Consider the following 23834-nt stretch of genomic DNA (forward strand, 5'->3'; position numbering starts at 1 on the left):
CAAATAGGTGACCAACCAAAAACCTGTGGGAGCCGGCTTGCCGGCGATGTTTTCTGGCGTTACACCAGATAGTGCCTGAGTTCCCGGGCGATCAGCATCCGCTGGATCTCGCTCGACCCTTCGTAGATCTGCGTGATCCGCGCATCGCGGTAGTAGCGCTCCACCGGATAATCCTCCAGGTACCCGTAGCCGCCATGGATCTGCATCGCTGACGAGCAGACCTTCTCGGCCATTTCCGAAGCGAACAGCTTGGCTTGCGAAGCCTCCGACAGGCACGGCTGGCCCGCGCTGCGCAGGCGCGCCGCGTGCAGGATGAGCAGGCGCGAGGCGTTGATCCGGGTATGCATGTCGGCCAGCATATTGGCGATGCTCTGGTGCTCGATGATCGGCTTGCCGAACTGCACGCGGTCCCGGGCGTAGGCCAGCGCGGCCTCGAAGGCGGCGCGAGCGATGCCCAGGGCCTGGGCGGCGATGCCGATGCGGCCGCCTTCCAGGTTAGACAGGGCAATCGCCAGGCCCTTGCCACGCTCACCCAGCAGGTTGGCTTCGGGCACGCTGCACTGGTTCAGCGTGACGGCGCAGGTGTCCGAGGCACGGATGCCCATCTTGTGTTCGGTGCGGTCGACGATAAATCCAGGGGTGTCGGTGGGGACGAGGAAGGCGGAAATGCCTTTCTTGCCCAGTTCCGGATCGGTCACGGCAAAGACGATCGCCAACCTGGCCCGTTTGCCATTGCTGACAAACTGCTTGGCGCCGTTGATCACCCACTGGCCGTCCTTGAGTTCGGCACGGGTGCGCAGGTTGTGGGCTTCTGAGCCGGCCTGGGGTTCGGTAAGGCAGAAGCAGCCGATGGCCCGGCCGGTGGCCAGCTCTTCCAGCCAGGTTTCCTTCTGGGCCTGGCTGCCGTAGTTGAGGATCGGTCCGCAGCCGACCGAGTTGTGGATGCTCATCAGCGCGCCGGTGGCGCCGTCACCGGCGGCGATTTCTTCCACGGCCAGGGCGTAGGCCACATAGTCGACATAGGTGCCGCCCCATTCCTCGGGCACCACCATGCCCAGCAGGCCCAGTTCGCCCATCTTGTTGACGAGGGCGTCGTCGATCCAGCCGGCCTTTTCCCAGGCCTGGGCATGCGGCGCGATCTCGCCACGGGCGAAGTCCCGGGCCATGTCGCGGATCATCACTTGTTCTTCGCTCAGTTCGATATCGTGCATGGTTCAGTTCCTGCCCGTGTCGAGGCCGTGGAAAAAGCGGGCGACCTGCTCGGGCCGCAGTGCCTGCAGGATCGGTGGGTTCCACCGGGGCTTCTTGTCCTTGTCGATCAGCAGGGCGCGCACGCCTTCCATCAGGTCCCCGTGCTCGAACCACTGGCGGTCCAGGTGCAGTTCCAGGGCGAAGCATTCCTCCAGGCTCAGGTGCCGGCCACGACGGAGCATCTCCAGGGTCACACCCATGGCCAGCGGTGAACGGGTCTCCAGCAGGTCGGCGGTTTCCCGGGCCCACTCATGGCTGTCGGCGACGGTCACTTCCCGCAACTGCTCGACCATGCTGGGCACGTCGGGCAGGGCGAAGAAGTGGTCGATGGCCGGGCGCAGCTTGTCCAACGGGGCATCGGGCAAAGTCTGCACGCCGAGCCTGGCCAGCAGGCCCTGCAGGTCCTTGAGGGGCGTGTCGTGCCACTCCAGCTGGTCGAGGCGCTGGTCCAGTTCGTTGAGTTTGTCGCTGCTCAGATACCAGTCGGCGAGGCCGCAATACAGCGCATCGGCGGCACGGATCTGGCTGCCGCTGACTCCCAGGTAGAGACCGATTTCGCCGGGAATGCGCGGCAGGAAATAGCTGCCGCCGACATCCGGGAAATACCCGATGCCGACTTCCGGCATGGCCAGCCGGCTGCGCTCGGTGACTACCCGCAGGTCGGCGCCCTGTACCAGGCCCATGCCGCCGCCGAGGACAAAACCGTCCATCAGCGCCAGCACCGGCTTGCGGTAGTGGTGGATGCTCAGGTCGAGGGCGTATTCCTCGACGAAGAAATCTTCGTGCAGGCGCCCGCCACTCTGGTAGCTGTCATGGAGCGAGCGGATATCGCCGCCGGCGCAGAATGCACGGTCGCCGGCTCCGCGCAGGGTGACGGCGTGGACATGCGGATCCTCGGCCCAGGCATCGAGCTGGCGTTGCAGCAGGCGGATCATGTCCAGGGTCAGGGCGTTGAGGCCGGCGGGGCGGTTGAGGGTCAGGTGGCCGATATGGTTGCGCACGTCGGCCAGGACGTCGGCCGAGGTGTTGTCGAAATCCGTGGCAGCGGAGGATGAAACCCGAGCAGTCATTACTAACTCCCTGCTTTTATTGTCTTTTTGAGTGCGTTCGGCGGACGAACGATGGTCGATCGTAACAGTGCAAATTTGCCCGATACAACCGGGATAAGTGCAGGTCTTGTCTGCATTTATGCCTGTTCGAGTGGGGCCATGGATAGTCTGGACCAACATGCCGCGGTTGCAACCCGTATCTGAACCAGGCGGGGTGGAAATCAGATTCGTATTGCGCGGACTCAATGCTAAAGTCGCTTCTTTTTTTCGGAGCAGGGAACGGTCATGCGGATGTTAATCGGGGCGTTGGCGACAGTAGCGTTGGCGGGGTGCATGAGTCCCGGCATGAATCAGACCCGCACCACCGGGCCGACCAAGACCTTTACCTCGGCCAAGGCCGACAATGTCGTCGCCCAGTGCATCCAGTTCTCCTGGCAGGACGAGGCGGTCTTCGACGTGGATGCCGCGGCCTACCTGCAACCGGGCTACAAGGGCGGTTCGACCGTCTATACCCGCGGTTCGGAGTATTTCGTCGATGTCCGCCGCGACGCCGAAGGCACGGTGGTCGACTACTACGCCACCACCAGCAAGCCGATCGGTGCCCGGCGACTGGCGGCGGTCGCGACCTGCCTGTGATGGCCTGATCCGACCGGCAGCCCGCTTCGTCGAAGCGGATGGCGGTCGTTCGAGGAAGATCGGGCTGTGCCTGAACGCTAGCGGGGACCAGGGCCTTTGTGGGCAAGCGCGCCCTTCACCGCCCCCAGCGCGATGTCATGCATCAGTGCGCGATAGGTACCCGGCTCCAGCCCCGCTTCATCGGTCCAGGCCGGCAGGTTGTTCAGCAGGCAGAGGAAGGTGCGCACGGTGGTCAGCGCCAGGGTCTCGTCGGGTGACAGGCCCAGGGGCGTCAGCAGCTTGATCAGGTGGCTTTCATAACGTCGACGCAGCACCAGCACCACGGCCTGGTGCGAGGCCTCCAGGCAGTGGAACTCGTGCTCCGCGACCCGGAAGAAATCACCCTTGTCGCGATGCAGGTCCAGATGGGCGGCGATCAGTTCGTCCAGGCGCCTTTGCGCCGAGCGCGAGGCCCGCACCGGTGGGGTGACGATGTCCAGCAGGTCCAGGTAGAGGCTTTCGATCAGCTCGAACAGCAGGGTTTCCTTGCTCTCGATATGGTTGTAGATCGAGCCCGCCTGGATGCCCAGGTGTCCCGCCAGTTCCCGCAGGCCGACCTGGGCGAACCCGCGCCGGGCAAACAGCGCCACGGCTTTTGCCCGGGTCTCCAGGTGGCGCGAGGCCCTGGCCGGGATGACTTCTCCCGGCAGCGGCGGGGTGGCGAGAGCGGCCCGGGCCATGGCCGTCTCAGCGCTCGTACGAGTAGAAACCGCGGCCGCTCTTGCGACCCAGGTAACCGGCCGCGACCATTTCTTTGAGCAACTGCGCCGGCCGGTATTTCGGTTCATCGAAGCCCGAGTGCAGGCTCTCCATGATCGCCAGCAGGGTGTCCAGGCCGATCAGGTCGGCCAGGGCCAGCGGGCCGATCGGCTGGTTGCAGCCCAGTTGCATGCCGGCGTCGATATCCACGGCGCTGGCCAGGTCTTCCTGGAGCACGAAGATTGCCTCGTTGATCATCGGGCAGAGGATGCGGTTGACCACGAAGCCCGGGCGGTTGCGCGCGGTGATCGCCGTCTTGCCGATCTGCGTGGCCAGGGCCAGGGCGCTGGCGTGGGTGACATCGCTGGTCTGCAGGCCGCGAATGACTTCCAGCAGGCCCATCATCGGCACCGGGTTGAAGAAGTGCAGGCCGATAAAGCGCTCGGGCAGGGCGATGGCCGCCGCCAGCTCGGTGATCGACAGTGACGAGGTGTTGGTGGCGATGATGCATGTGTCGTCCACGACTTCGGCGATCTGCTTGAGGATGCGCTTTTTCAGCTCGAGGTTTTCCGTGGCGGCCTCGATCACCAGCTCGGCATCGGCCAGCACCGCGTAGTCGCTGCTCAGGCGGATGCGGCCCAGCGCGGCCTGTTTGTCCTCGGCGCTGATCACGGCCTTGCGCACCTGGCGGTCCAGATTGCCGGTGAGGGTTGCCAGGCCCTTGTCCAGGGCGGCCTGGGACACGTCGATGAGGCTGACCTGCAGGCCCGCGACCGCGCAGACCTGGGCGATGCCGTTGCCCATGATGCCGGCGCCGATCACGGCGATACGTTGAATAGTCATAGGTGTTGTCCTTCAGATTCGTTCGAAGATGACCGCGATGCCTTGCCCGCCGCCGATGCACATGGTCGCCAGGCCATAACGCCCGCCGGTACGGTGCAATTCATGGATCAGCTTGGTGGCGATGATCGCGCCGGTGGCACCCACCGGGTGGCCGAGGGCAATCCCCGAGCCGTTGGGGTTGACCCGGGCCGGGTCGAGGTCCAGTTCCTGGCTGACCGCGCAGGCCTGGGCCGCGAAGGCGACGTTGGCCTCGATCACGTCGAGGTCGGCGACGGTCAGGCCGGCGCGCTTGAGGGCCAGGCGGGTGGCCGGGATCGGGCCGAGGCCCATCAGCTCGGGTTCGACCCCGGCGTGGGCATAGGCCACCAGGCGGACCAGGGGTTTGAGGCCGTTGGCCTGGACCGCCGTACCGGTCGCCAGCAGCAGGGCGGCCGCTCCGTCATTCAGACCCGAGGCGTTGCCGGCCGTGACCGTGCCGTCTTTCTTGAAGGCGGTGCGCATCTGCGCCAGTTGCTCCAGCGAGGTGGCGCGCGGGTGTTCGTCGACACTGAACAGCTCGGTGCCCTTGCGGCTGCGTACTTCCACCGGGACGATCTGCGAGACGAAGCGACCCTCGTCGATGGCGCGACGGGCCCGCAGCTGTTCTTCCAGGGCCAGGTCATCCTGCATCTGACGGGTGATACCGTTGCGTTCGGCGATGTTTTCTGCGGTGATCCCCATGTGGATGCCATGGAACGGGTCATGGAGAATACCGAGCATGTAGTCGATCGCCTGGACATTGCCCATGCGCGCGCCCCAGCGTGCCGATGGCAGCAGGTAAGGGCCGCGGCTCATGGATTCGGCACCGGCACCGATGGCCACTTCGGCATCGCCGAGCAGCAGGGTCTGGGCCGCCGAGACAATCGCCTGCAGGCCCGAACCGCAGAGGCGGTTGACGTTGTAGGCCGGGGTTTCCTTGGGAATGCCGGCGTTCATGGCGGCGACGCGGGACAGGTAGGCGTCCTGGGTGTCGGTGGGGATCACATTGCCCATCACCACATGGCCGACCAGGGCCGGGTCGAGGTCACTGTGTTGCAGGGCGGCCTTGACGGCGGTGGTGGCCAGTTCGCTCAGGGCGACATCCTTCAGGGCGCCGCCGAAGGTGCCGATGGCGGTCCGGGCGGCGCTGACGATATACACTTCGGGCTTGGACATGGGGCACTCCTGGTTTGTTGTTGTGATCGACAGGCGGAGCAGGTCGCGACCTTGCAGGAGCCGGCTCCCACGGGGTTCGGCAATCCGCACCTGTCACCCGATCTGAAGTAAGGTTCACCTGGCCGATAAGTCTAGGGCCGGGTGTCGGTCCGGCCTATGCCGAAACTGCTCAGTAAAATTGTTATTTTTTGCCATATGCAGCCTGGGATTCATGAAAGAAAAACATTCGGTGTCGTCGTATTTCGTCAAGGCCCTGCTGGTGCGCTTTCTCGACCGTCCACAGCGGGTCGCCGAGCTGTTGCAGGCGGCGGGTTTCAGCGAGCGTTCCGTGGACGAACTGGGCGAAAGGGTCGCGCCCAGGCTGCTGGCGCAACTCTGGCTGACGGTGATCCGCGAGCTGGGCGATGAGTTTTTCGGCTTCGATTCCCACGGCATGCCCATCGGCAGCTTTGCCCTGATCTGCCGCGGCCTGATCCAGGCGCCGACGGTGGGCAAGGCGCTGGGGCTGTCCCTGGAGTATTTCGCGCTGTTCCTGCGCGATATCCAGGCCCAGGTGCAGGTACGGGGCAAGCGGGTGGTCGTGGTGATGAAAACCGCTACCAGGGATCCCTACTTGCAGGCGGTGATCACCGAAACCTTCCTGATCCTGATCGTCGGGCTGATGTGCTGGCTGGCCGGGCGGCGGATTCCCATCAGCCGCGCGCGGTTTGCCCATGCCCGGCCGCCCCATGGCGACGAACACCTGCTCTGGGGCGCCTACGTGGAATTCGATGCGGCCATCACCGAGATCGAGTTCGACCGGGAGTACCTGCGCCTGCCGGTGTTGCAGGACCGCAAGTCGCTCTATACCTTCTTGCGGGACGCGCCGCAGTCGGTGTTCATCCGTTTCCGCAATCGCGAAGGCTTCAGTGCCCGTGTCCACCAGCGCTTGCGGGCCTGTGGCTACGACCACTGGCCGACCCTGGAGCAACTGGCCGGCGAGTTCGGCATCCACCTCGCCAGCCTGCGCCGAGCCTTGCAGCGCGAAGGTTTTTCCTATCAGGAGATCAAGGACGAAGTCCGCCGGGCCATGGCCTTCGAACGGCTGCGCGGCAGCAGCCTGAGCATTGCCGAGATTGCCCAGGAAGTCGGCTTCCGCGAGCCCAGCGCTTTCCATCGGGCCTTCAAGCAGTGGACCGGGGAGAGTCCCGGGAGCTTTCGTTCGCGCGGGCGATGCGGTACATCTGATCCCTCGCTGTAGACCTTGATCATTCACCGGTATCCATTCCCCCGAGGACCGTTCATGTCATCCAAGCATCTGATCGAATACGAAGAAGCCAGCCCCGAAGTGCGGGCGGTGTACGACGACATCATGCAGACCCGCAAGGTCGAGCAGGTCAACAACTTCTGGAAATGCCTGGCGGCCCATCCGCCGACCCTGCGCCGGACCTGGGAAAGCCTCAAGGAAATCATGGCCCCCGGTGCGCTGGATCCGTTGACCAAGGAACTGATCTACGTCGCCGTCAGCGTCACCAACAATTGTCCGTACTGCATCGCTTCCCATACGGCGGCGGCACGCAAGGCGGGGATGACCGAGGCGATGTTCGGCGAGTTGCAGGCGGTGGTCGGCATGGCCAACGAGACCAATCGGCTGGCCAACGGTTACCGTATTCCGCTGGATGATGCGTTCAAGCTCGACTGAGACCGCCAACCCACCCCAGGACGACTGCCATGTTCAGCCATATCCAGCTTGGAGCGCGGGACCTGCCGCGCATGATTGCGTTCTACGAAGCGGTGCTGGCCGAACTGGGCCTGGTGCGCATGGACGATGACCAGGACAACGGCCCCCCCGGCGCCGGCTGGCAGTTGCCGGGGCGCGGCTGGCCGCAGTTCTTTGTCCAGGAGCCGTTCAACGGCCTGCCGGCGACCTGGGGCAACGGGGTGCAGGTGAGCTTTGCCGCGCCGTCCCAGGCGGCGGTGCGGGCCGCCTGGAACCGGGCCCTGGCGCTGGGTGCCAGGGATGAAGGGGCGCCGGGCCTGCGCCCCGATTACTCGGCCGATTATTACGGCGCCTATTGCCGCGACCCGGAAGGCAACAAGTTGTGCTTTGTGCATACGCCGGCCCTGGAAACGCTTCTGTCCGGCGGCATATAGGCGGTCGTCAGTTAGCGGCGCTTTCGTTTATGCGCGCCTTGGCGTCTCCAATTGAACCAAAACCACCGGTGGAGGCATAAGGGTCCGCATCAGGATCGGCGTCATTGACCAATTGCCCGCCTTCTGGCCGCCACACGTAGTAAGGCGCCTTGCCTTCCTCCGCCGAGGTGATGGTGTATTTCTCGTAGGGGGGAAGCTTATATTTCTTGCGTGGATCGCTATCGCTCATGGCATTTCTCCCAAAAGCATCTCAATCGGTGAAAGTGACTGCTGCCGACAATGTGAGCCGTGCCGAGACGGCTGGCTACTGTCAGAAATGACAGTCTTGAATACCTTTCGTCGGTTTCTGCGCAACTGTTGCCAGGGCAACAGTGATTCGACATTTGTTCCCCGGATGCACAGGGCGTGATAATCGATTTCGTCACAACTTATTGATTTTATTCGTTTAAAATAATGGCATGGGCTCTGCAATACGATCGGGTGAACCCTTTCACCCGTCGCTCAGCGGAGCTCCGTATGCCTTGCACCCGTTCCCTGTTTTCACCTCTTGTCTGGCTCGGCGCAGCGTTGCTGCTGGGCCACGCCGGCGCCTCCCTGGCCGCCGAAGGGGACGACACCGTACCGTCCCTGGCCGGCAAGCGCATTGCCGTGAGCATGACCGGCACCAGTCATTATTTCGATATCAAGGCGTTCCAGGCCCAGGTCGACGAGATCAAGCGTCTCGGTGGCACGCCGATCACCCTGGATGCCGGGCGCAATGACAAGAACCTGGTGACCCAGTTGCAGACGGTGGTCACCCAGAAGCCCGACGCGGTCATCCAGACCCTCGGCACGCTCAGCGTCATCGATCCCTGGCTCAAGCGCATCAGCAAGGCCGGTATTCCGCTGTTCACCATCGATGCGCCTTCGCAGTACAGCCTCAACAACACCACCTCGGACAACGTCGCCACCGGCCGCGCCCTGGCCGATCAATTGATCAAGGATGCCGGTGGCAAGGGCCGGATCCTGGTATTCAACGGTTTCTACGGCGTGCCGGTCTGCGCGATCCGCTACGACCAGTTGAAGCTGGCGCTCAAGGACCACCCGCAACTGGAGATCATCGAGCCGGAACTGCGCGATGTGATTCCCAACACCGTGCAGGATGCCTACTCCCAGGTTTCCGCCTTGCTCAACAAGTACCCGGCAGGCAGCATTTCGGCGATCTGGGCCGCATGGGACATCCCGCAGCTGGGCGCCAGCAAGGCGCTGATCGACGCCAGGCGCACCGAGATCAAGACCTACGGCGTGGATGGCACTCCGGAGGTGCTGGAGTTGCTGGGCCAGGCGGATTCACCGGTGGGCGCGGTCGTCGCGCAGCAGCCGGCACTGATCGGCAAGACCGCGGTGCAGAACGTCGCCCGCTATCTGGCCGGGCAGCATGACCTGCCCAGGGAAACCCACGTACCGACATTGCTGACCACCGCCAGTAACCTGGCGCAGGTCCAGCAATTGCGGGGTGACTGATGACGGCAGCCCCGGCATTGCATCTGGAGCATCTGCACAAGCGCTTCGGCGCGACCCTGGCGCTGGACGATGCGAGCCTGAAAGTCGAGCGTGGCACCATCCACGGCCTGGTGGGCGAGAACGGGGCGGGCAAGTCGACCCTGATCAAGATCCTGGCCGGTATCCACAAGGCGGACTCCGGGCAGTTGCGCATCGACGGCCAGCCGTATGCCGCGTTGTCACCACGCCAGGTGGAAGCCCTCGGTGTGCAGTTCATCCATCAGGAGCGACTGTTGCCGACCCGTTTCACCGTGGGCGAAGCGCTGTTTTTTGGCCATGAGCTGCGCCGTGGCCCCTTTGTCGACCGGCGCCGGCAGCAGCGCGAGGCCGAGCGCCTGCTGGCGGAATATTTCGACCTGCAACTACCGGCGGGGGCGCTGGTCGGCGAGTTGAACAGTGCCGAACGCCAGGTGCTGCAGATCACCCGGGCGCTGATCCGCAAGCCGAAGATCCTGGTGTTCGACGAGCCGAGCGTGGCCCTGGTCAAGCGCGAGGTCGACCAGTTGCTGCGGATCGTCAAGCGCTTGCGCGACCAGGGTTTGTCGATCCTGTACATCTCCCATTACCTGCAGGAGATCGACAGCCTGTGCGATCAGGTCACGGTGTTGCGCAATGGCCGGGATGTGGCGGTGGTCGAACCGCGCCAGACCTCCAGCGCGCAGATCGCCCGGTTGATGGTCAATCGCGAGGTCCGCGAGATGTACCCCAAGATGCCGGTAGAGCCCGGCGAGGTGCTGCTGCGGGTGCGTTCGCTGAGCCTGGCCCGGCGCTATCGGCAGATCGACCTGGAACTGCGGCGTGGCGAGATCGTCGGCCTGACCGGGTTGGTCGGCTCGGGCGCCAAGGACTTGCTCAAGACCCTGTTTGGCGTAGTCCGGGCCGACAGCGGCAGTATTCACCTGGAGGACCGTCTGTTGCGTCTGCGGTCGCCGGGCCAGGCCATCGCCGCGGGGATTGCCCTGGTGCCGGAAGAGCGGCGCAGCCAGGGGATCGCCCCGGTTCTCTCGGTACTGGAGAACCTGACCCTGGCCGGACTCCGACGCTTCAGCCGTTGGGGTTGGCTGAGCCGGCGTGAGGAACTGGCGGAAAGCCTGCGGCTGATCGATGAGTTGGCAATCAAGACGCCGGGGCCCCAGGCCGCGGTCAGTCAGCTCAGCGGTGGCAACCAGCAGAAGGTCGCCCTGGGCAAATGGCTGAGCCGACGTTCGGCGGTGTACCTGCTGGACGAGCCCTGTGTCGGTGTGGATGTCGGGGCGAAGGTGGAGATCTACCGCTTGATCGGGCGCCTGGTGGCAGAGGGGGCCGCGGTGCTGGTGCTGTCTTCGGACCTGCCGGAACTGCTCGGTATCAGCGACCGGATCCTGGTGCTGCATCGGGGCGAGATCGCCGGCGAGTTCCGCGCCGCCGAGACTGACAGCGACCAGTTGCTGGCCTGTGCCACGGGCGCGGTGCGGGCCCGGAGCATCGGCTCGGCGAGCAGGGAGGTGGCGCATGTCCCGGCCTGATGAGTTGTCCCTTGCGAGCACTGCGCCGGGCCTGTCCCGGCGTTTGTGGGTGCTGCTGTTGCGGCGGGGTTCCCTGGGCGTGTTCCTGGTCATTCTGCTGGGGTTTGCGCTGGCGGCGCCGAACTTCCTGTCCGTGGGCAATATCGCCAATGTCTTCAGCCAGTCGGCGATCCTCGGGGTACTGGCCTTCGGCCTGACCTGCGTGATCATCGGCGGTGGCTCGAATGTGCTGGCCGGCGGGCTCGACCTGTCGCTGGCGGCCAACCTGGGGCTGTGCGCGGCGGTGTTCAGCCGACTCAACAATGCCGGCCTGGACCTCTTGGCAAGCCTGCCACTGACCCTGGGCTGCGGCCTCGCGGTGGGTCTGCTCAATGGCCTGGCCGTGGTGGTGCTGCGCTTGCCACCGTTGCTGGCGACGCTGGCGAGCATGAATGTGCTGGCCGGGCTGGAACTGGTCCTCACCGAAAATACCGTGGTGCCCACTGATTCGCCGTTGCTCGACCTGCTCAGTGGCGGGACCTGGCTGGCGGTGCCGGCGTTGGCCTGGGTGCTGCTGGCGATGGCCGGATTGCTGACCCTGCTGATCCAGCACAGCGCTTATGGACTGCGCCTGCATGCCGTCGGCGAGTACCCCCAGGCTGCGCAGGCGGCTGGGATTGCGGTGACGGCCTACGTGTTTTCCAGCTATCTGCTGTCGGGGCTGTGTGCGGCCGTGGCGGCGTTGTGTTCGGCAGCCTTCTTCAGCGGCAGTACCACCGGCTCCGGTGACATGCTGCTGTCGGTGGTGGCGATTGCCTTTCTCGGCGTGGTGTTTTCCCGGCGGCTGGTGGCGAGTATCCCCGGCACCTTGCTGGCGACCCTGTTGATCGGCTTTCTCATCAACGGCTTTCAGTTGCTGAACCTGTCCAGTTTCTGGGTCAACGGGGTGCAGGGTGTACTGATCCTGCTGGTAGTCGCTGCTTCCAGTGCACTGAATCGAGGTGAACCTTCATGAGGGCCGTGCCTGCATACCCGGTGGCGAGCGTGCGCTCGTTGCTGCCCTTCACCTTGCCCCTGGTATTCCTGGGGATTGTCCTGCTCTTTGCCTGGCTGGCGCCGGGCTTTCTCAGCAGTGGCAACCTGAAGAGCCTGGTGCTGAACAATTTTGTCCTGCTGGCCATTGTCTCCATCGGCATGACCTACGCGGTGGCGGCGGGTGGCATCGACCTGTCGGTCGGCACGGCGCTGGATTTCGCCAGCTTCGCTTTTGTCGTGCTGCTCAATGCCGGTCACGGGCTCGCCGTAGCCGTGCCGGCAGCGCTGGTGGCGGGTTTGCTGGTGGGAGCGGTGAACGCGGGCTTGATCGCCGGGCTGCGGATCAGTCCGTTCCTGGCAACCCTGGGCACCTTGTTTATCGGCACCAGCGCCCAGCAGTTGCTGTCGGACGGCGGTCAGCCCATCTATATCGCCCAGGCCTTCAAGCCGGAACTGGCGAGCCTGAGTCCGTTGGGCCTGCCCTTGCCGTTGCTGATCGTGATCGGCCTGGCCCTGGTCTATGGCCTGGTTCTGGCCCGTGGCCGCCTGGGCCGTGAACTGCTGGCCCAAGGGACCCAGCCGTTGCTGGCGTATTACTCGGGATTGTCGGTGCGACGCATCATCACCAGTGTGGTCCTGGCCGCTGCCCTGGCCTGCGGGTTGGCAGGGATCCTGCTCAGTTCCACGGTCGGCGCCTACGTGCCGCTGTCTGGCAATGCGTTCCTGCTCAACGCCATTGGCGCGGTGTTCATCGGTACTACCTTGAATCGCCAGGGGCGGGCGAATATTCCGGGGACGTTGCTGGGTGTGCTGTTCATCAATGTCATCGCCAACGGCCTGCTGTTGATCGGCTGGAATTTCTACTGGCAGCAGGTCGCTACCGGTGTGCTGATCTTTATCGTCCTGGGCTTCAGCTTTGTCAGCCGCCGATTGCTGGAGCGACAGGCCTAAGCGGTATGCGGCTGCTTGAGCATCTGCAGCCATTCAGCGGCAAGGCGATGGCAGTCACCCGGCCAGCGGGCGGTCAGCAGGTTGCCGTCGCGGACCACGAAGCCACGCCCGGGTTTGCTCGCCGAGTCACGCAGCAGTGCCGGTGGCCCGGGGACAAAGTCCTTCGGGCTGGCCAGTGCGGCCTTGATCTCCGCCTCGACGGTTTGCGGGTAGGTGCGATAGTAGCGACCGAGCCAGGGCGCGGTGATCAGCCAGGCCGCCAGTTCCATGCTGGCCGCCAGCAGGCCGGTGACCTTGCGCCCGTACAGCACCGAGCGCCCGGTATCCGGGTCGAGGGTGCGGGCCAGCAGCAGGGGACCGTGGCAGACCGAAGCGAGCGGTTTGTCGGTCTTGAAGAAATGCAGCACGATGCGTTGTGCCGCGTCCGACTCGAGCAGGCTGCGCATGCCCTCGGCATGGCCGCCGGGAACCAGCAGGCCGTCGAACTGAGCGGGGTCGACCTCGGCGTAGGTCTGCGGCTGCTGGAAATGCGGGTCGGCTAGCATCGCCTGGTAGCTTTGCAGATCGGCCTTGCGGGTCATCAGCAACGGGTTCAGCAGGCCGAAACCCTGTTCCACCAGGCGTGGATCGGCATGGGCCGGGGTGCCTTGCGGAGTGGCGAAGCGAACGTCGATACCGGCGCGATGCAGGTATTGCCAGGGCACGCTGCTTTCGGTGGGGTCGTAATCGGAGTGGGGCAGCAGGACAAGAATCATGCGGTTGGACTCGCTCGATGCGCAAAGGGGCATCGATCGAGGATAGCAGCAGAGCGGGCAAGCCCGCTCCGCCCGTACGCCGGGTCTAGCGCTCGATGGCCAGGGCCACGCCTTGACCGCCGCCGATGCACAAGGTCGCCAGGCCTTTTTTCGCATCGCGCTTGATCATCTCGTGCAGCAGGGTCACCAGCACCCGGCAGCCCGAGGCGCCGATCGGGTGGCCGAGGGCGATGGCGCCGCCGTTGACGTTGACCTTGGCCGCGTCCCAACCCAGTTCCTTGCCCACCGACAGCGCCTGGGCCGCGAAAGCCTCGTTGGCCTCGATCAGGTCCAGCTGTTCCAAGGACCAGCCGGCCTTGTCCAGGCAGCGGCGGGTGGCGCTGACCGGACCGATGCCCATGATCGCCGGATCGACGCCGGCATTGGCGTAGGCCGCGATCTTCGCCAGGACCGGCAGGCCGAGGGCCTTGGCCTTGGCGGCGCTCATCAGGATCACCGCGGCGGCGCCGTCGTTCAGCGACGAGGCGTTGCCGGCGGTGACCGTGCCGTCTTTCTTGAAGGCCGGCTTGAGCTTGCCCAGGGACTCGGCGGTGGTGCCGGCGCGTGGCTGTTCATCGGTGGCGAACGCCAGCGGATCGCCCTTGCGCTGGGGAATCAGGATCGGCGTGATTTCGTCGACAAAACGCCCGGCCTCGATGGCGGCCACGGCTTTCTGCTGCGACGCGGCGGCGAAGGCATCCTGGGCTTCGCGGCTGATCCCGTACTTGTCCACCAGGTTCTCGGCGGTGATGCCCATGTGGTAGTCGTTGAACGCATCCCACAGGCCATCGCTGATCATGGTGTCGACCAGCTGGCCATGGCCCATGCGCAGGCCGGTGCGGGCGCCGGGCATCACGTAGTTGGACAGGCTCATGTTTTCCTGGCCACCGGCGATGATCACCTCGGCATCGCCGCAGCGTATGGCCTGGGCCGCCAGGTGCAGGGCCTTGAGGCCCGAGCCGCAGACCTTGTTCAGGGTCATGGCCGGTACCGCGTGGGGCAGGCCGGCCTTGATCGCGGCCTGGCGCGCGGGGTTCTGGCCGGCGCCGGCGGTCAGCACCTGGCCCATGATCACTTCATCGACCAGGGCACCGTCGAGGCCGGTCTGGCTCAGCAACTGGCGGATCACCGCGGCACCGAGGTCGACGGCGCTGATGCTGGCCAGCGAACCCTGGAAGCTGCCCACCGCGGTACGGGTGGCGGCGACAATCACTACATCTTGCATCGCTTCATTCCTCATCAGGAAAACTGCATTTCAGGCACGTGGTCGGGAACGATCAGTTTACCCGCGGTCTTGCTGACAATCTCTTCGACGCTGACGCCAGGTGCGCGTTCCTTGAGGACAAAAGCGCCATTTTCGATTTCCAGGTAGGCCAGGTCGGTCAGTACGCGCTTGATGCAGTTGGCGCCGGTCAGCGGCAGGCTGCAGCGTGGCAGCAGCTTCGACTCGCCGTCCTTGGAGGCGTGGGTCATGGTGACGATGATGTTCTCGGCACCGGCCACCAGGTCCATGGCGCCGCCCATGCCCTTGACCAGCTTGCCGGGGATCATCCACGAGGCGATGTTGCCCTGCACGTCGACTTCGAAGGCGCCGAGCACGGTCAGGTCGATATGGCCGCCGCGGATCATCGCGAAGGATTCGGCGGAGGAGAAGATCGACGCGCCGATACGGGCGGTCACGGTCTGCTTGCCGGCGTTGATCATGTCGGCATCGACTTCATCTTCGCTGGGGAAGGAGCCCATGCCGAGCAGGCCGTTTTCCGATTGCAGCATGACTTCCATGCCGGCCGGGATGTAGTTGGCGACCAGGGTCGGGATGCCGATGCCGAGGTTCACGTAGAAGCCGTCCTGCAGTTCGCGGGCGACGCGCTGGGCCATTTGTTCGCGGGAAAGTGCCATTTATTGTTCTCCGTTAGTCGAGGGGGCCGGCTTACTTGCGCACGGTGCGCTGTTCGATGCGCTTCTCGAACGTGCCGCAGATGATCCGGTCGACGTAGATGCCAGGGGTGTGGATCTGCGCCGGGTCCAGTTCGCCCGGTTCGACGATCTCCTCGACTTCGACCACGGTGATCCTGCCCGCGGTGGCGGCCAGCGGGTTGAAGTTCTGGGCGGTGTGGCGATAGATCACGTTGCCGAAATGGTCGGCCTTCCAGCCTTTGACAATGGCGAAGTCACCGGTGATGGACTCTTCCATCAGGTACGGACGGCCATTGAATTCGCGGGTTTCCTTGCCTTCGGCGACGGGGGTGCCGTAGCCGGTGGCGGTGAAGAAGGCCGGGATCCCGGCGCCGCCGGCGCGCATTTTCTCGGCCAGGGTGCCCTGGGGCGTCAGGACCACTTCGATCTCGCCGCTGAGCAACTGCTTCTCGAACAGGGCGTTTTCGCCCACATAGGAGGCCACGACCTTGCTGATCTGCCGGTCTTCCAGCAGTACGCCGAGTCCGAAACCGTCGACGCCGCAGTTGTTGGAGACCACGGTCAGGTTGCGGGTGCCCTTGCGCTTGATCTCGGCGATCAGGTTTTCCGGAATGCCGCACAGACCGAAGCCGCCGGACAGCACGGTCATGCCGTCTTCCAGGCCGGCGAGGGCTTCCTCGTAGGACGCCACGCGTTTATCGAAACCTGCCATATGCACGATCCTCTTTTGTTGTTCGTGGCCCGAGCGGCCTTTGAGTAGAGTGTTGCTCCGGGAAATATATTTGTTAAGTTGATTTTTAGGTTTGATTGATTGATAAAGCTCAATAATAGCTATTCATGCCGAGACGATGCCGATGACCGTCAAACAGCTTAGGGCCTTTCTCGCCGTTGCCCAGAGTTTAAGCTTCGCGGTGGCGGGCGAACGTCTTTACTTGTCGCAATCGGCCCTGAGCCTGACCATCAAGGCGCTGGAGGAAGGATTGGGCGGCCGCCTGTTCAGTCGCAATACCCGCAATGTCGCGCTGACTCCGGAGGGCGAAGCCCTTGTGCCCCTGGCCCGGCGACTGATCGCCGACTGGGACAATGCCGAGGACGAGCTGCGCCAGCGCTTCACCCTGCAGCGTGGCCGGGTGACCCTGGCGGCGATGCCGTCGTTTGCCGGCAACCTGCTGCCGCCGATCCTCAAGACCTTCCGTGCCCGTTATCCGCAGGTCAATGTCGCGGTGAACGACGTGGTCAACGAGCAGGTGCTGGAGATGGTGGGCGATCGCCAGGTGGAGTTGGGGGTGGCGTTCGAACCGTTGCAGAACTCGTCGCTGACCTTCACGCCGTTGTATGTCGATCGTTTCGTGGCCGTGGTCCCCGCGGATTCGCCGTTGGCCGAGCGCGAGGAGATCGACTGGAACTCGTTGCTCAAGGAGCCCTTTATCACCCTGCAGCGCCCCTCCAATGTGCGGGTGATGCTGGAGGAGCACCTGCGGGCGCGGGATATGACCCTGCCGGTGGAGTTCGAGAGCCATCAGTTGGCGACGGTGGGGCGGATGGTTGCCAGCGGCCTGGGCGTGAGCGCGGTACCGGCATTGTGCGTCGGGCAGATGCGCGAGCTGGGCGCCCGTTGCATCACCTTGCATGATCCGGTGGTGGAGCGGGCCATCGGCGTGCTGACCAAACCAGGCCATGAACTGTCCGCCGCGGCCCAGGCGCTGTTCGATATCTTGTTGGAAGAAAGATCCCGTTACCTGAATTTTGAGAAATAAGTCGGTCTGGCATGGATCTTTTCCTACGATGCGCAATCATTACCCCATGAATATTCAAAGGAGGTGTGTATGTTCATCCGGTCTCTGACCTTCGTTGCGCTGTCGCTGCTCGTGTCCGGCCCCTCGTGGGCGGCCGATATCGATTCTCCGCTGACCCAGGACTACGGGAGAAGCCGGGCGTTGATCGTGATCGCGCCGAGTACGGCGGACCCGACCCTGGTCAGCCTGAAAAAGGCCCTCGACGACCCGGCCAACCAGAAGGCCTTCGACGAGCGCCAGCTGGTGCTCTACGAGGTGGCACAGACCGTGGGCAAGCGTGCCAACAAATACATGGAACAACCGACCACCATGGCCCTGATTCGCGGGCTCAAGCTGGGGGTCACGCCGGAGGGCAAGTCCACGGTGATCCTGGTGGGCAAGGATGGCCAGCAGAAGATCCTCGAGCATGACGGGCCGTTGCCGTTGAAGGACGTGTTCAGCGCGGTCGATGCGTTGCCGGCCTCGGAGAAGGAAACCGTGGTCCCGACGCCACCGCCACCACCGGCGGCGGCCGCCGAGGCCAAGCCGGCGAAAGGCGCCAAGCCTGGCAAGGTGGAAAAACCGGGTAAAACGCCGCCTGCCCCCAAGGCGCTGGATGACTGAGCCTGTAACATGAACCGGGTAATATGAACCGGGTAATACCCAGCGGATCAATCTACCAGGGGCTGAGCATGTCGGGCGTTCACAAGGCTGCACAAATCGGTTTCAGCGCTGAAGCAAAAACCTATGCCCAGGGGCGCCCTGACTATCCCGTTGAGCTGCAGTCCTGGCTGCGCGACACCCTGGGTGTCGACGCGCAAGGGCAGGCGATCGACCTCGGGGCCGGCACCGGTAAATTCACCCGCCTGCTGGTGGCGACCGGCGCCACGGTCACCGCCATCGAGCCGGTCGAGGCGATGCGTGCCGAACTGGTTGCCCGTCTGCCGGCAGTGCGGGCCTTGCCGGGCACCGCCGAGGCCATGCCTCTGGAGTCCGGGTTTGCCGACACCTTGCTCTGTGCCCAGGCGTTTCACTGGTTCGCCCACGAGGCGGCGCTGGCCGAGATCCACCGTGTACTCAAGCCCGGTGGTCGGCTCGGGCTGGTGTGGAATGTCCGGGACGAGTCGGTTGACTGGGTCGCGGCGATTACCCGGATCATCACCCCCTACGAGGGCGACACACCACGTTTCCATACTGGTGCCTGGCGCAAGCCTTTCACCGGTCGCTACTTCTCGGCGCCCGAACTGAGTTGCCTTGGTTATACCCATGTGGGCACGGCCCGGGAAGTGATCATCGACCGCTTCATGTCGGTCAGTTTCATTGCCGCGCTGCCGCCCGCCGAAAAGGCCCAGGTTGGCGGGCAACTCCAGGAACTGATCGACACCCATCCGGCCCTGAGGGGGCGCGAGAGCATTGCCTTCCCTTATCGGACCGAGGCCTATCGCTGCATGCGCGTGGAATAGCGGCTGTCAGTCCCGATGGCGCCACGCTAGGATGGCGCCCCAGTACTGAGGGTGATCGAGGCAGGCATGAAAGGCAGTTGTGCATGTGGAACCGTTGAATACGAGGTCGATAGTCTCGATATGCCCATAGGGCATTGTCACTGTCATACCTGCCGTAAAACCCATGCGGCTGTGTTTGCCCCCACGGCTGGGGTGCGGCGCGAGCATTTTCGCTGGGTCAAGGGCGAGGAGGCATTGACGGTCTTCGAGTCCTCACCTGGCAAGCTGCGGCATTTCTGTTCGCGATGCGGTTCGCACCTGATGGCCGAGCGGCCACACCTGCCACTGGTGATCCTGCGGATCGCCACGCTGGATGATGACCCGGGACTCATTGGCCAACACCATATCTGGGTGTCCCACGACCTGCCGTGGCTGGCGTACGAAGAGGGTGCCCGTTATCCGGAGTGGCAGCCGGGGCGGTGAGCGCAAGCTTGTCGCCCCTGTCTTCGGCCTGCCACCCGCCATTTTCAGTGAGAAAGATCCGGAAACCGTTGGTCCCTGGTTATGCGGGAGGACGATGCGAGCTGGAGGCGTGGTGCTGGTCGCGATGATTGCAGCGGGGCAGGTGAGTACTTCTGGTTATAACGTTAGATTATATTCTTATAAACGGTCATAACATTAGCCGCTATGCTGCCCGCCAGTTTTTTTGTCGTCTCGCTAGATTCTCCAGGGTTTGCTAATGGATGTCGGTAATTTCGGTTTTGTCGTGGCAGGCTTGGTGGTCGGCTTTATCGTTGGGTTGACGGGTGTCGGTGGCGGTTCTCTGATGACACCGATCCTGCTGTGGTTCGGTATCAACCCGGCGACCGCCGTGGGCACCGATCTGCTGTACGCGGCGATTACCAAGTCCGGCGGCGTGCTGGTTCACAAGAAGAACGACAATATCGACTGGAAGATCACCGGCTGGCTGACCCTTGGCAGCGTGCCGGCGGTGCTCTTGACCCTGTGGTTCCTGAGCAGCCTGCATACCGCGCCTGAAGCCCTGAACAGCGTGATCAAGCGGTCGCTGGGTTTTGTGCTGCTGCTGACGGCGCTGGCGGTGCTGTTCAAGAACAAGCTGCTGGCGTTTGCCCATCGGCGGGGTGTCGATCATTCGCTGATCAGTGCGCCGAAGTTGAACGGGCTGACGGTGCTGACCGGCCTCATCCTCGGCACCATGGTCGCCTTGACCTCCATCGGCGCCGGCGCCCTGGGGACGGTGGCGCTGTTTATCCTCTATCCGTTTCTGCCGACCCGGCGCCTGGTGGGCACGGAGATCGCCCATGCGGTGCCGCTGACCCTGGTAGCAGGTCTCGGGCATGCCAGCATGGGCAACATGAACTGGGAACTGCTGGGCTTTTTGCTGATGGGGTCGCTGCCGGGGATCTATATCGGCAGCCATCTGACCGGGCGGGTATCGGACGGGTTGTTGCGACCGTTCCTGGCGGCGATGCTGTTCTCGATCGGCTACAAGCTGGTGTTCTGAGATCGCTGTGGGTTGAATCCGGCCAGCAGGGCGTCCAGCACGCCGCGCACGGCGGGGACCATGCCTCGCCGGGAAGGGAAGATGGCATGCAGGCTGCCGGCGGGCGATGGGCGCTCGGGCAGGACCGGCAACAGGCGGCCCCGCGCCAGATCGTCCTGTACCAGGTTGGCCGGTAGCTGGGCGATACCGATTCCCCTCAGGGCGGCGGCACGGAGTGTCTCCAGATCGTCGGTGGCCAGCCTTGGCTGGTGGCTGAAGACAACCGGATGCGGTGCCAGGAAATGCCACTGGTATTTGTCGTTGGTGTTGGCCATGGCCAGGGTCGGCATGCCCGCCAGATCGTCCAGGTCAGTGAGGGCAGGGTGCTGCGCCAGCAAGGCCGGGCTCGCCACCAGGATGCGCCGGGAGTCGAGCAGGGGCAGCAATGTCAGGTCCGAATCTTCGAGCGGCAACAAGCGTACCCGCAGGGCGATATCCAACCCTTCCTCGATGATATCCACGCGCCGGTTGGTGGCATCGAGCATGATCCGTACCGCCGGATTGTCCACCATGTACTGCGTCAGAATCTCCCTGGCACCCATCTGCAGCACGCCCAATGGGGAACTGATGCGTACCACGCCCTGAGGCGAGGCGCGCGTCTGGTCAATGGCGGTCTTCGCCGCCCGGGCTTCCTCCACCAGCGCCACGCAGTGCTGGTAAAACAGCCGACCGGCATCGGTCAACGAGATCCGTCGCGAGTTGCGATTGAGCAGGCGTACTCCCAGTTCCGCTTCGAGAGCGGCGACGCGCCGACTGAGCTTCGAGGTCTGCAATCCCAGGACCTGCGCCGCTGCGGTGAATCCGCCGTGGTCCACCACTTTGGCGAAGAGGTACATGTTGTTCAGGTCGGTCAGATGATCCATGGCCAATCTCGTGGGGTGCGCGTCGTTCTATTTTCTACAACCTATCGTTGTTTTTGAAGCTGTTCTTCCAGGTTCATTTCAAATTTATCCTCTTCACATAGGGCAACCGGCCGCCTTTGGCCGTTCATCTACTGTGCAGGCACCGATATGTTGGAGCATCGATTCAAGGCCGATCTCGGCGGCGGCGACTTTGGTTGGCTCAAGGCCCACCATCACTTCAGGGTCAGCGCCGATGGCAATCCCGCCCATCGGCCGCTAGGGGCGCTGGTGGTCTGGAATGATGACCGGATTGCGCCCGGCACCGGTTTTCCCATGCATGGCCATGAAAGCATGGAGATCGTTTCCTATGTGCTGGAAGGCGCGGTGAGCCATCGCGACAGTCTTGGCGGGGAAGGTCGTACCGAGTCCGGTGACGTGCAGGTGATGAGCGCCGGCACGGGCATCCGGCATGAAGAGCGCAATGCCGATGGTGTCCCGTTGCGGCTTTTCCAGATCTGGTTGCGGCCGCGGGAAAAAGGCGGGCTTCCCGCCTGGGGCACGCGGCCTTTTCCCAAGTCTGATCGGGCCGGTCAATGGGTGGTGCTGGCCAGCGGGTTGCCGGGTGATGAAAGCGCCTTGCCGATCTGCGCCGATGCCCGGGTTCTCGGCGCGACGCTCAAGGCCGGGCAGCGCCTGGATTATCGCTGGTCGCCGGCATCCCAAGGCTACCTGGTACCGGCGTTCGGGGTGCTGACGGTCAACGGCGAGCGGGTCGAGGCGGGGGACGGTCTTGCCGTGAGCGAGGAGGCCGGGTTGCTGGTCGAGGCGATCGAAGACACCGAAGTAGTGCTGGTCGAGGTGCCTGGCGCATGAATACGATCATCATGACCGGCGGGACGTTCGGCCTGGGGCAAGTGACGGCACAGCGACTGGCTGAGGTCCCTGGCACACGATTGATCATCGGCGGGCGCACGACCCGCCTGCCGCTGGAACTGGCGAGGCTGGACAGCGTCCGGCAGTTCGCCCGGCAAGTGATCGAGTCGCTGGGCAGCACGAAGATCAATGCCCTGGTGCTCAACGCCGGGCTGGGCTTTCCGACGGCGGCGCGCACGGTGGACGGCTACGAGAGCACCTTTGCGGTCAATCACCTGGGCCACTACCTGCTGCTGCGCCTGCTGGCGCCGGCGCTGGCCCGTGAGGCGATCGTGGTGCTGACGACCAGCAATACCCATGACCCGCAGTTCAGTCCGGTGGCGCCGTTTTCCTCCGTCGATGCGCAACAACTGGCCCATCTTGACCTGGGCAAGGCGGTGCGGGGCAGCGTCCCTTTCGAATCGGGATTCCGGGCCTATGCCACCTCGAAGCTGTGCAACCTGCTGACAGCGCGCGCCTTCGAGGCGTTGCCCGAGACCCGCTCGCGCCGGATGCGGGTGATCGCCTACAACCCGGGTTATGTCCCCGGCACCGGCCTGGGGCGCAACCTGCCTTCGGGGGCACTGCCGGCGCCGCCTTCGGCATTGAGCCCGTACTTCGCCGAGGGCATGCGCCTGCAGGCCGGCGAGCTTCTGGCCGACCTGGCATTGGGGCGGATTGTCCCGCCGAAAGGGCGTCTGTACGCGTCCCTGGTGAGAGGCGAGCTGACCTGGCCGGAACCGTCCGAGCTCGCTCGCCGTGATGAGGTGGCCCGGCAACTGTGGCAAGACAGTGCGCGGTTGTGTGCCCTAGAAGTGTGAAAGACCGCCGTCGACAATGATTTCCGAACCGGTCATGAACGACGAGTCGTCACTGGCGAGGAACACCACCGTGCGGGCAATTTCCTCCGCCTCGCCAAAACGCCCCAGCGGTACCTGGGACTCGATGCTGGCGGCGACCGCGCTGAGCTCGGACTCCGACAGTCCCAGCTTGCTGTGGAACGGAGTGCTGATCGGGCCGGGGCTGACCGCGTTGACACGGATACCCCGTGGCGCCAGCTCCGCGCCCAGGGTCAGCGCCAGGGAGCGCACGGCGGCTTTGCTGGCCGAGAGGATCGACAGGCCCGGCGCACCGACACGGTTCAGGAACGAGGTGGTCAGGATCACGCTGCTGCCTGTTACCAGCAGGGGCGAGGCTTTCTGGACAGTGAAGAACAGGCCTTTGAAATTCAGCGCGAACTGTTCATCGATCTGCTCTTCGGTCACGGCTTCCAGGGGCGCGGCGGTGCCGGCACCGGCGTTGGCAAACAGCACGTCGATCTGTGCATGGCGGCTGCGGATGGTATCGATGACACGGGCCAGGTCGGCTGGCTTGCGCAGGTCCGCGCTGATCACAAGGGCCTCGGGGCCGAGTTCGCGGCGGGCTTCTTCAAGGCGGCCTGGATGGATGCCGGTGACGATGACCTGGGCACCTTCGGCACGAAATTGGCGGGCGGTTTCCAGGCCGATACCGGAAGTGCCGCCAGTGATCAGGGCAACTTTGTCGGTCAGTTTCATGGTCGTTCTCCGTCGAGGGGTTGAGAGTCTGTGAGGCTGTTCTGGCCTGGGGACCACTATCGTCGCCGGTGATCCGCTCGCCAAATCAGAAGATCTGTGCACCCGGGATAGAAAAACTGTGCTGCCTGAATCCAGGTCCGGGCCGGGCCCCTGGGGCTGGAAATTTTCATTCCTGT

The 23834-nt window shown here is 64.2% G+C and carries 27 protein-coding genes; 15 read left to right on the forward strand and 12 right to left on the reverse strand.

Annotated features, from left to right (window positions below; translation table 11 throughout):
- Positions 1-59: 59 nt before the first annotated feature.
- Entirely contained in the window at positions 60-1211 is a 1152-nt protein-coding gene (locus tag HX881_RS00105) for an acyl-CoA dehydrogenase family protein (protein WP_177082100.1), read from the reverse strand.
- 3 nt (positions 1212-1214) lie between these two features.
- Entirely contained in the window at positions 1215-2321 is a 1107-nt protein-coding gene (locus HX881_RS00110; protein ID WP_177082101.1) for an enoyl-CoA hydratase/isomerase family protein, read from the reverse strand.
- 264 nt (positions 2322-2585) lie between these two features.
- Here HX881_RS00110 and HX881_RS00115 point away from each other — a divergent pair, with 264 nt between their 5' ends.
- Complete coding sequence (locus HX881_RS00115; protein ID WP_177082102.1) at positions 2586-2936, forward strand: hypothetical protein; 351 nt, start codon at positions 2586-2588, stop codon at positions 2934-2936.
- A 77-nt stretch (positions 2937-3013) separates the two neighbouring features.
- On the opposite strand, the gene HX881_RS00120 is transcribed toward HX881_RS00115, so the two are convergent.
- The 3 genes from HX881_RS00120 to HX881_RS00130 are packed head-to-tail and all read right to left on the reverse strand — an operon-like array spanning position 3014 to position 5711.
- Positions 3014-3655 (reverse strand): TetR/AcrR family transcriptional regulator, encoded by a 642-nt coding sequence (locus HX881_RS00120; protein ID WP_177082103.1) that lies wholly within the window; start codon positions 3653-3655, stop codon positions 3014-3016.
- Positions 3656-3662: 7 nt separating this feature from the next.
- Positions 3663-4517, reverse strand: coding sequence for a 3-hydroxybutyryl-CoA dehydrogenase (locus tag HX881_RS00125; protein WP_177082104.1), 855 nt, complete (start codon positions 4515-4517; stop codon positions 3663-3665).
- A 12-nt stretch (positions 4518-4529) separates the two neighbouring features.
- Positions 4530-5711, reverse strand: a complete 1182-nt coding sequence (locus HX881_RS00130; protein ID WP_177082105.1) for an acetyl-CoA C-acyltransferase family protein — start codon at positions 5709-5711, stop codon at positions 4530-4532.
- 211 nt (positions 5712-5922) lie between these two features.
- Here HX881_RS00130 and HX881_RS00135 point away from each other — a divergent pair, with 211 nt between their 5' ends.
- The 3 genes from HX881_RS00135 to HX881_RS00145 are packed head-to-tail and all read left to right on the forward strand — an operon-like array spanning position 5923 to position 7844.
- Positions 5923-6951 carry an AraC family transcriptional regulator gene (locus tag HX881_RS00135; RefSeq protein WP_177082106.1) on the forward strand — a complete coding sequence of 343 codons (1029 nt, stop codon included), beginning with the start codon at positions 5923-5925 and terminating at the stop codon, positions 6949-6951.
- Between the two features lie 42 nt (positions 6952-6993).
- Positions 6994-7392, forward strand: coding sequence for a carboxymuconolactone decarboxylase family protein (locus tag HX881_RS00140; protein WP_017127567.1), 399 nt, complete (start codon positions 6994-6996; stop codon positions 7390-7392).
- A gap of 29 nt (positions 7393-7421) precedes the next feature.
- Positions 7422-7844 carry a VOC family protein gene (locus HX881_RS00145; protein ID WP_017127566.1) on the forward strand — a complete coding sequence of 141 codons (423 nt, stop codon included), beginning with the start codon at positions 7422-7424 and terminating at the stop codon, positions 7842-7844.
- Positions 7845-7851: 7 nt separating this feature from the next.
- Here HX881_RS00145 and HX881_RS00150 read toward each other — a convergent pair whose 3' ends face one another.
- Positions 7852-8073 carry a hypothetical protein gene (locus tag HX881_RS00150; protein ID WP_177082107.1) on the reverse strand — a complete coding sequence of 74 codons (222 nt, stop codon included), beginning with the start codon at positions 8071-8073 and terminating at the stop codon, positions 7852-7854.
- Positions 8074-8360: 287 nt separating this feature from the next.
- On the opposite strand from HX881_RS00150, the gene HX881_RS00155 reads away from it, so the two are divergent.
- The 4 genes from HX881_RS00155 to HX881_RS00170 are packed head-to-tail and all read left to right on the forward strand — an operon-like array spanning position 8361 to position 12856.
- Entirely contained in the window at positions 8361-9347 is a 987-nt protein-coding gene (locus HX881_RS00155; RefSeq protein WP_177059720.1) for a sugar ABC transporter substrate-binding protein, read from the forward strand.
- A complete protein-coding gene (locus HX881_RS00160) occupies positions 9347-10891 on the forward strand; it encodes a sugar ABC transporter ATP-binding protein (RefSeq protein ID WP_177082108.1) in 1545 nt (514 codons plus the stop codon). The genes HX881_RS00155 and HX881_RS00160 overlap by 1 nt, the downstream gene beginning before the upstream one ends.
- The gene (locus HX881_RS00165; protein WP_177082109.1) at positions 10878-11885 is read left to right on the forward strand and encodes an ABC transporter permease; all 1008 of its coding nucleotides are present in this window, start codon (positions 10878-10880) and stop codon (positions 11883-11885) included. The genes HX881_RS00160 and HX881_RS00165 overlap by 14 nt, the downstream gene beginning before the upstream one ends.
- Positions 11882-12856, forward strand: coding sequence for an ABC transporter permease (locus HX881_RS00170; RefSeq protein ID WP_042935962.1), 975 nt, complete (start codon positions 11882-11884; stop codon positions 12854-12856). Before HX881_RS00165 ends, HX881_RS00170 begins: the two co-directional genes overlap by 4 nt.
- On the opposite strand, the gene HX881_RS00175 is transcribed toward HX881_RS00170, so the two are convergent.
- From HX881_RS00175 to HX881_RS00190, 4 genes are all read right to left on the reverse strand, one after another.
- Positions 12853-13611 carry a DJ-1/PfpI family protein gene (locus tag HX881_RS00175; protein WP_177082110.1) on the reverse strand — a complete coding sequence of 253 codons (759 nt, stop codon included), beginning with the start codon at positions 13609-13611 and terminating at the stop codon, positions 12853-12855. The genes HX881_RS00170 and HX881_RS00175 overlap by 4 nt on opposite strands.
- An 85-nt stretch (positions 13612-13696) precedes the next feature.
- Positions 13697-14875: an acetyl-CoA C-acetyltransferase gene (locus HX881_RS00180; protein ID WP_103032986.1), complete on the reverse strand. Its 1179-nt coding sequence runs from the start codon at positions 14873-14875 to the stop codon at positions 13697-13699.
- Positions 14876-14889: 14 nt separating this feature from the next.
- Entirely contained in the window at positions 14890-15549 is a 660-nt protein-coding gene (locus tag HX881_RS00185) for a CoA transferase subunit B (RefSeq protein WP_017127560.1), read from the reverse strand.
- Between the two features lie 31 nt (positions 15550-15580).
- Positions 15581-16279: a CoA transferase subunit A gene (locus HX881_RS00190; protein WP_017127559.1), complete on the reverse strand. Its 699-nt coding sequence runs from the start codon at positions 16277-16279 to the stop codon at positions 15581-15583.
- A gap of 142 nt (positions 16280-16421) precedes the next feature.
- Between HX881_RS00190 and HX881_RS00195 the strand changes: the two genes are divergently transcribed.
- From HX881_RS00195 to HX881_RS00215, 5 genes are all read left to right on the forward strand, one after another.
- Entirely contained in the window at positions 16422-17324 is a 903-nt protein-coding gene (locus tag HX881_RS00195) for a LysR family transcriptional regulator (protein ID WP_042936020.1), read from the forward strand.
- A gap of 69 nt (positions 17325-17393) precedes the next feature.
- Positions 17394-17966, forward strand: a complete 573-nt coding sequence (locus tag HX881_RS00200; protein ID WP_177082111.1) for a DUF4174 domain-containing protein — start codon at positions 17394-17396, stop codon at positions 17964-17966.
- Between the two features lie 68 nt (positions 17967-18034).
- Positions 18035-18805 (forward strand): class I SAM-dependent methyltransferase, encoded by a 771-nt coding sequence (locus HX881_RS00205; protein ID WP_177059701.1) that lies wholly within the window; start codon positions 18035-18037, stop codon positions 18803-18805.
- Positions 18806-18871: 66 nt separating this feature from the next.
- Positions 18872-19267 carry a GFA family protein gene (locus tag HX881_RS00210; RefSeq protein ID WP_042935958.1) on the forward strand — a complete coding sequence of 132 codons (396 nt, stop codon included), beginning with the start codon at positions 18872-18874 and terminating at the stop codon, positions 19265-19267.
- A 256-nt stretch (positions 19268-19523) separates the two neighbouring features.
- On the forward strand, positions 19524-20309 hold the full coding sequence (locus HX881_RS00215) for a sulfite exporter TauE/SafE family protein (RefSeq protein ID WP_017127554.1): 786 nt from the start codon (positions 19524-19526) through the stop codon (positions 20307-20309).
- On the opposite strand, the gene HX881_RS00220 is transcribed toward HX881_RS00215, so the two are convergent.
- Complete coding sequence (locus HX881_RS00220; RefSeq protein ID WP_177082112.1) at positions 20291-21211, reverse strand: LysR substrate-binding domain-containing protein; 921 nt, start codon at positions 21209-21211, stop codon at positions 20291-20293. The two genes, HX881_RS00215 and HX881_RS00220, sit on opposite strands and share 19 nt — an antisense overlap.
- A gap of 147 nt (positions 21212-21358) precedes the next feature.
- On the opposite strand from HX881_RS00220, the gene HX881_RS00225 reads away from it, so the two are divergent.
- A complete protein-coding gene (locus HX881_RS00225) occupies positions 21359-22063 on the forward strand; it encodes a pirin family protein (RefSeq protein WP_177082113.1) in 705 nt (234 codons plus the stop codon).
- On the forward strand, positions 22060-22923 hold the full coding sequence (locus HX881_RS00230; RefSeq protein ID WP_177082114.1) for an SDR family NAD(P)-dependent oxidoreductase: 864 nt from the start codon (positions 22060-22062) through the stop codon (positions 22921-22923). Before HX881_RS00225 ends, HX881_RS00230 begins: the two co-directional genes overlap by 4 nt.
- On the opposite strand, the gene HX881_RS00235 is transcribed toward HX881_RS00230, so the two are convergent.
- Entirely contained in the window at positions 22912-23658 is a 747-nt protein-coding gene (locus tag HX881_RS00235) for an SDR family oxidoreductase (RefSeq protein ID WP_017127550.1), read from the reverse strand. The genes HX881_RS00230 and HX881_RS00235 overlap by 12 nt on opposite strands.
- Positions 23659-23834: the final 176 nt, after the last annotated feature.

The organism is Pseudomonas gingeri (assembly GCF_013386115.1).
GTDB lineage: Bacteria > Pseudomonadota > Gammaproteobacteria > Pseudomonadales > Pseudomonadaceae > Aquipseudomonas > Aquipseudomonas gingeri.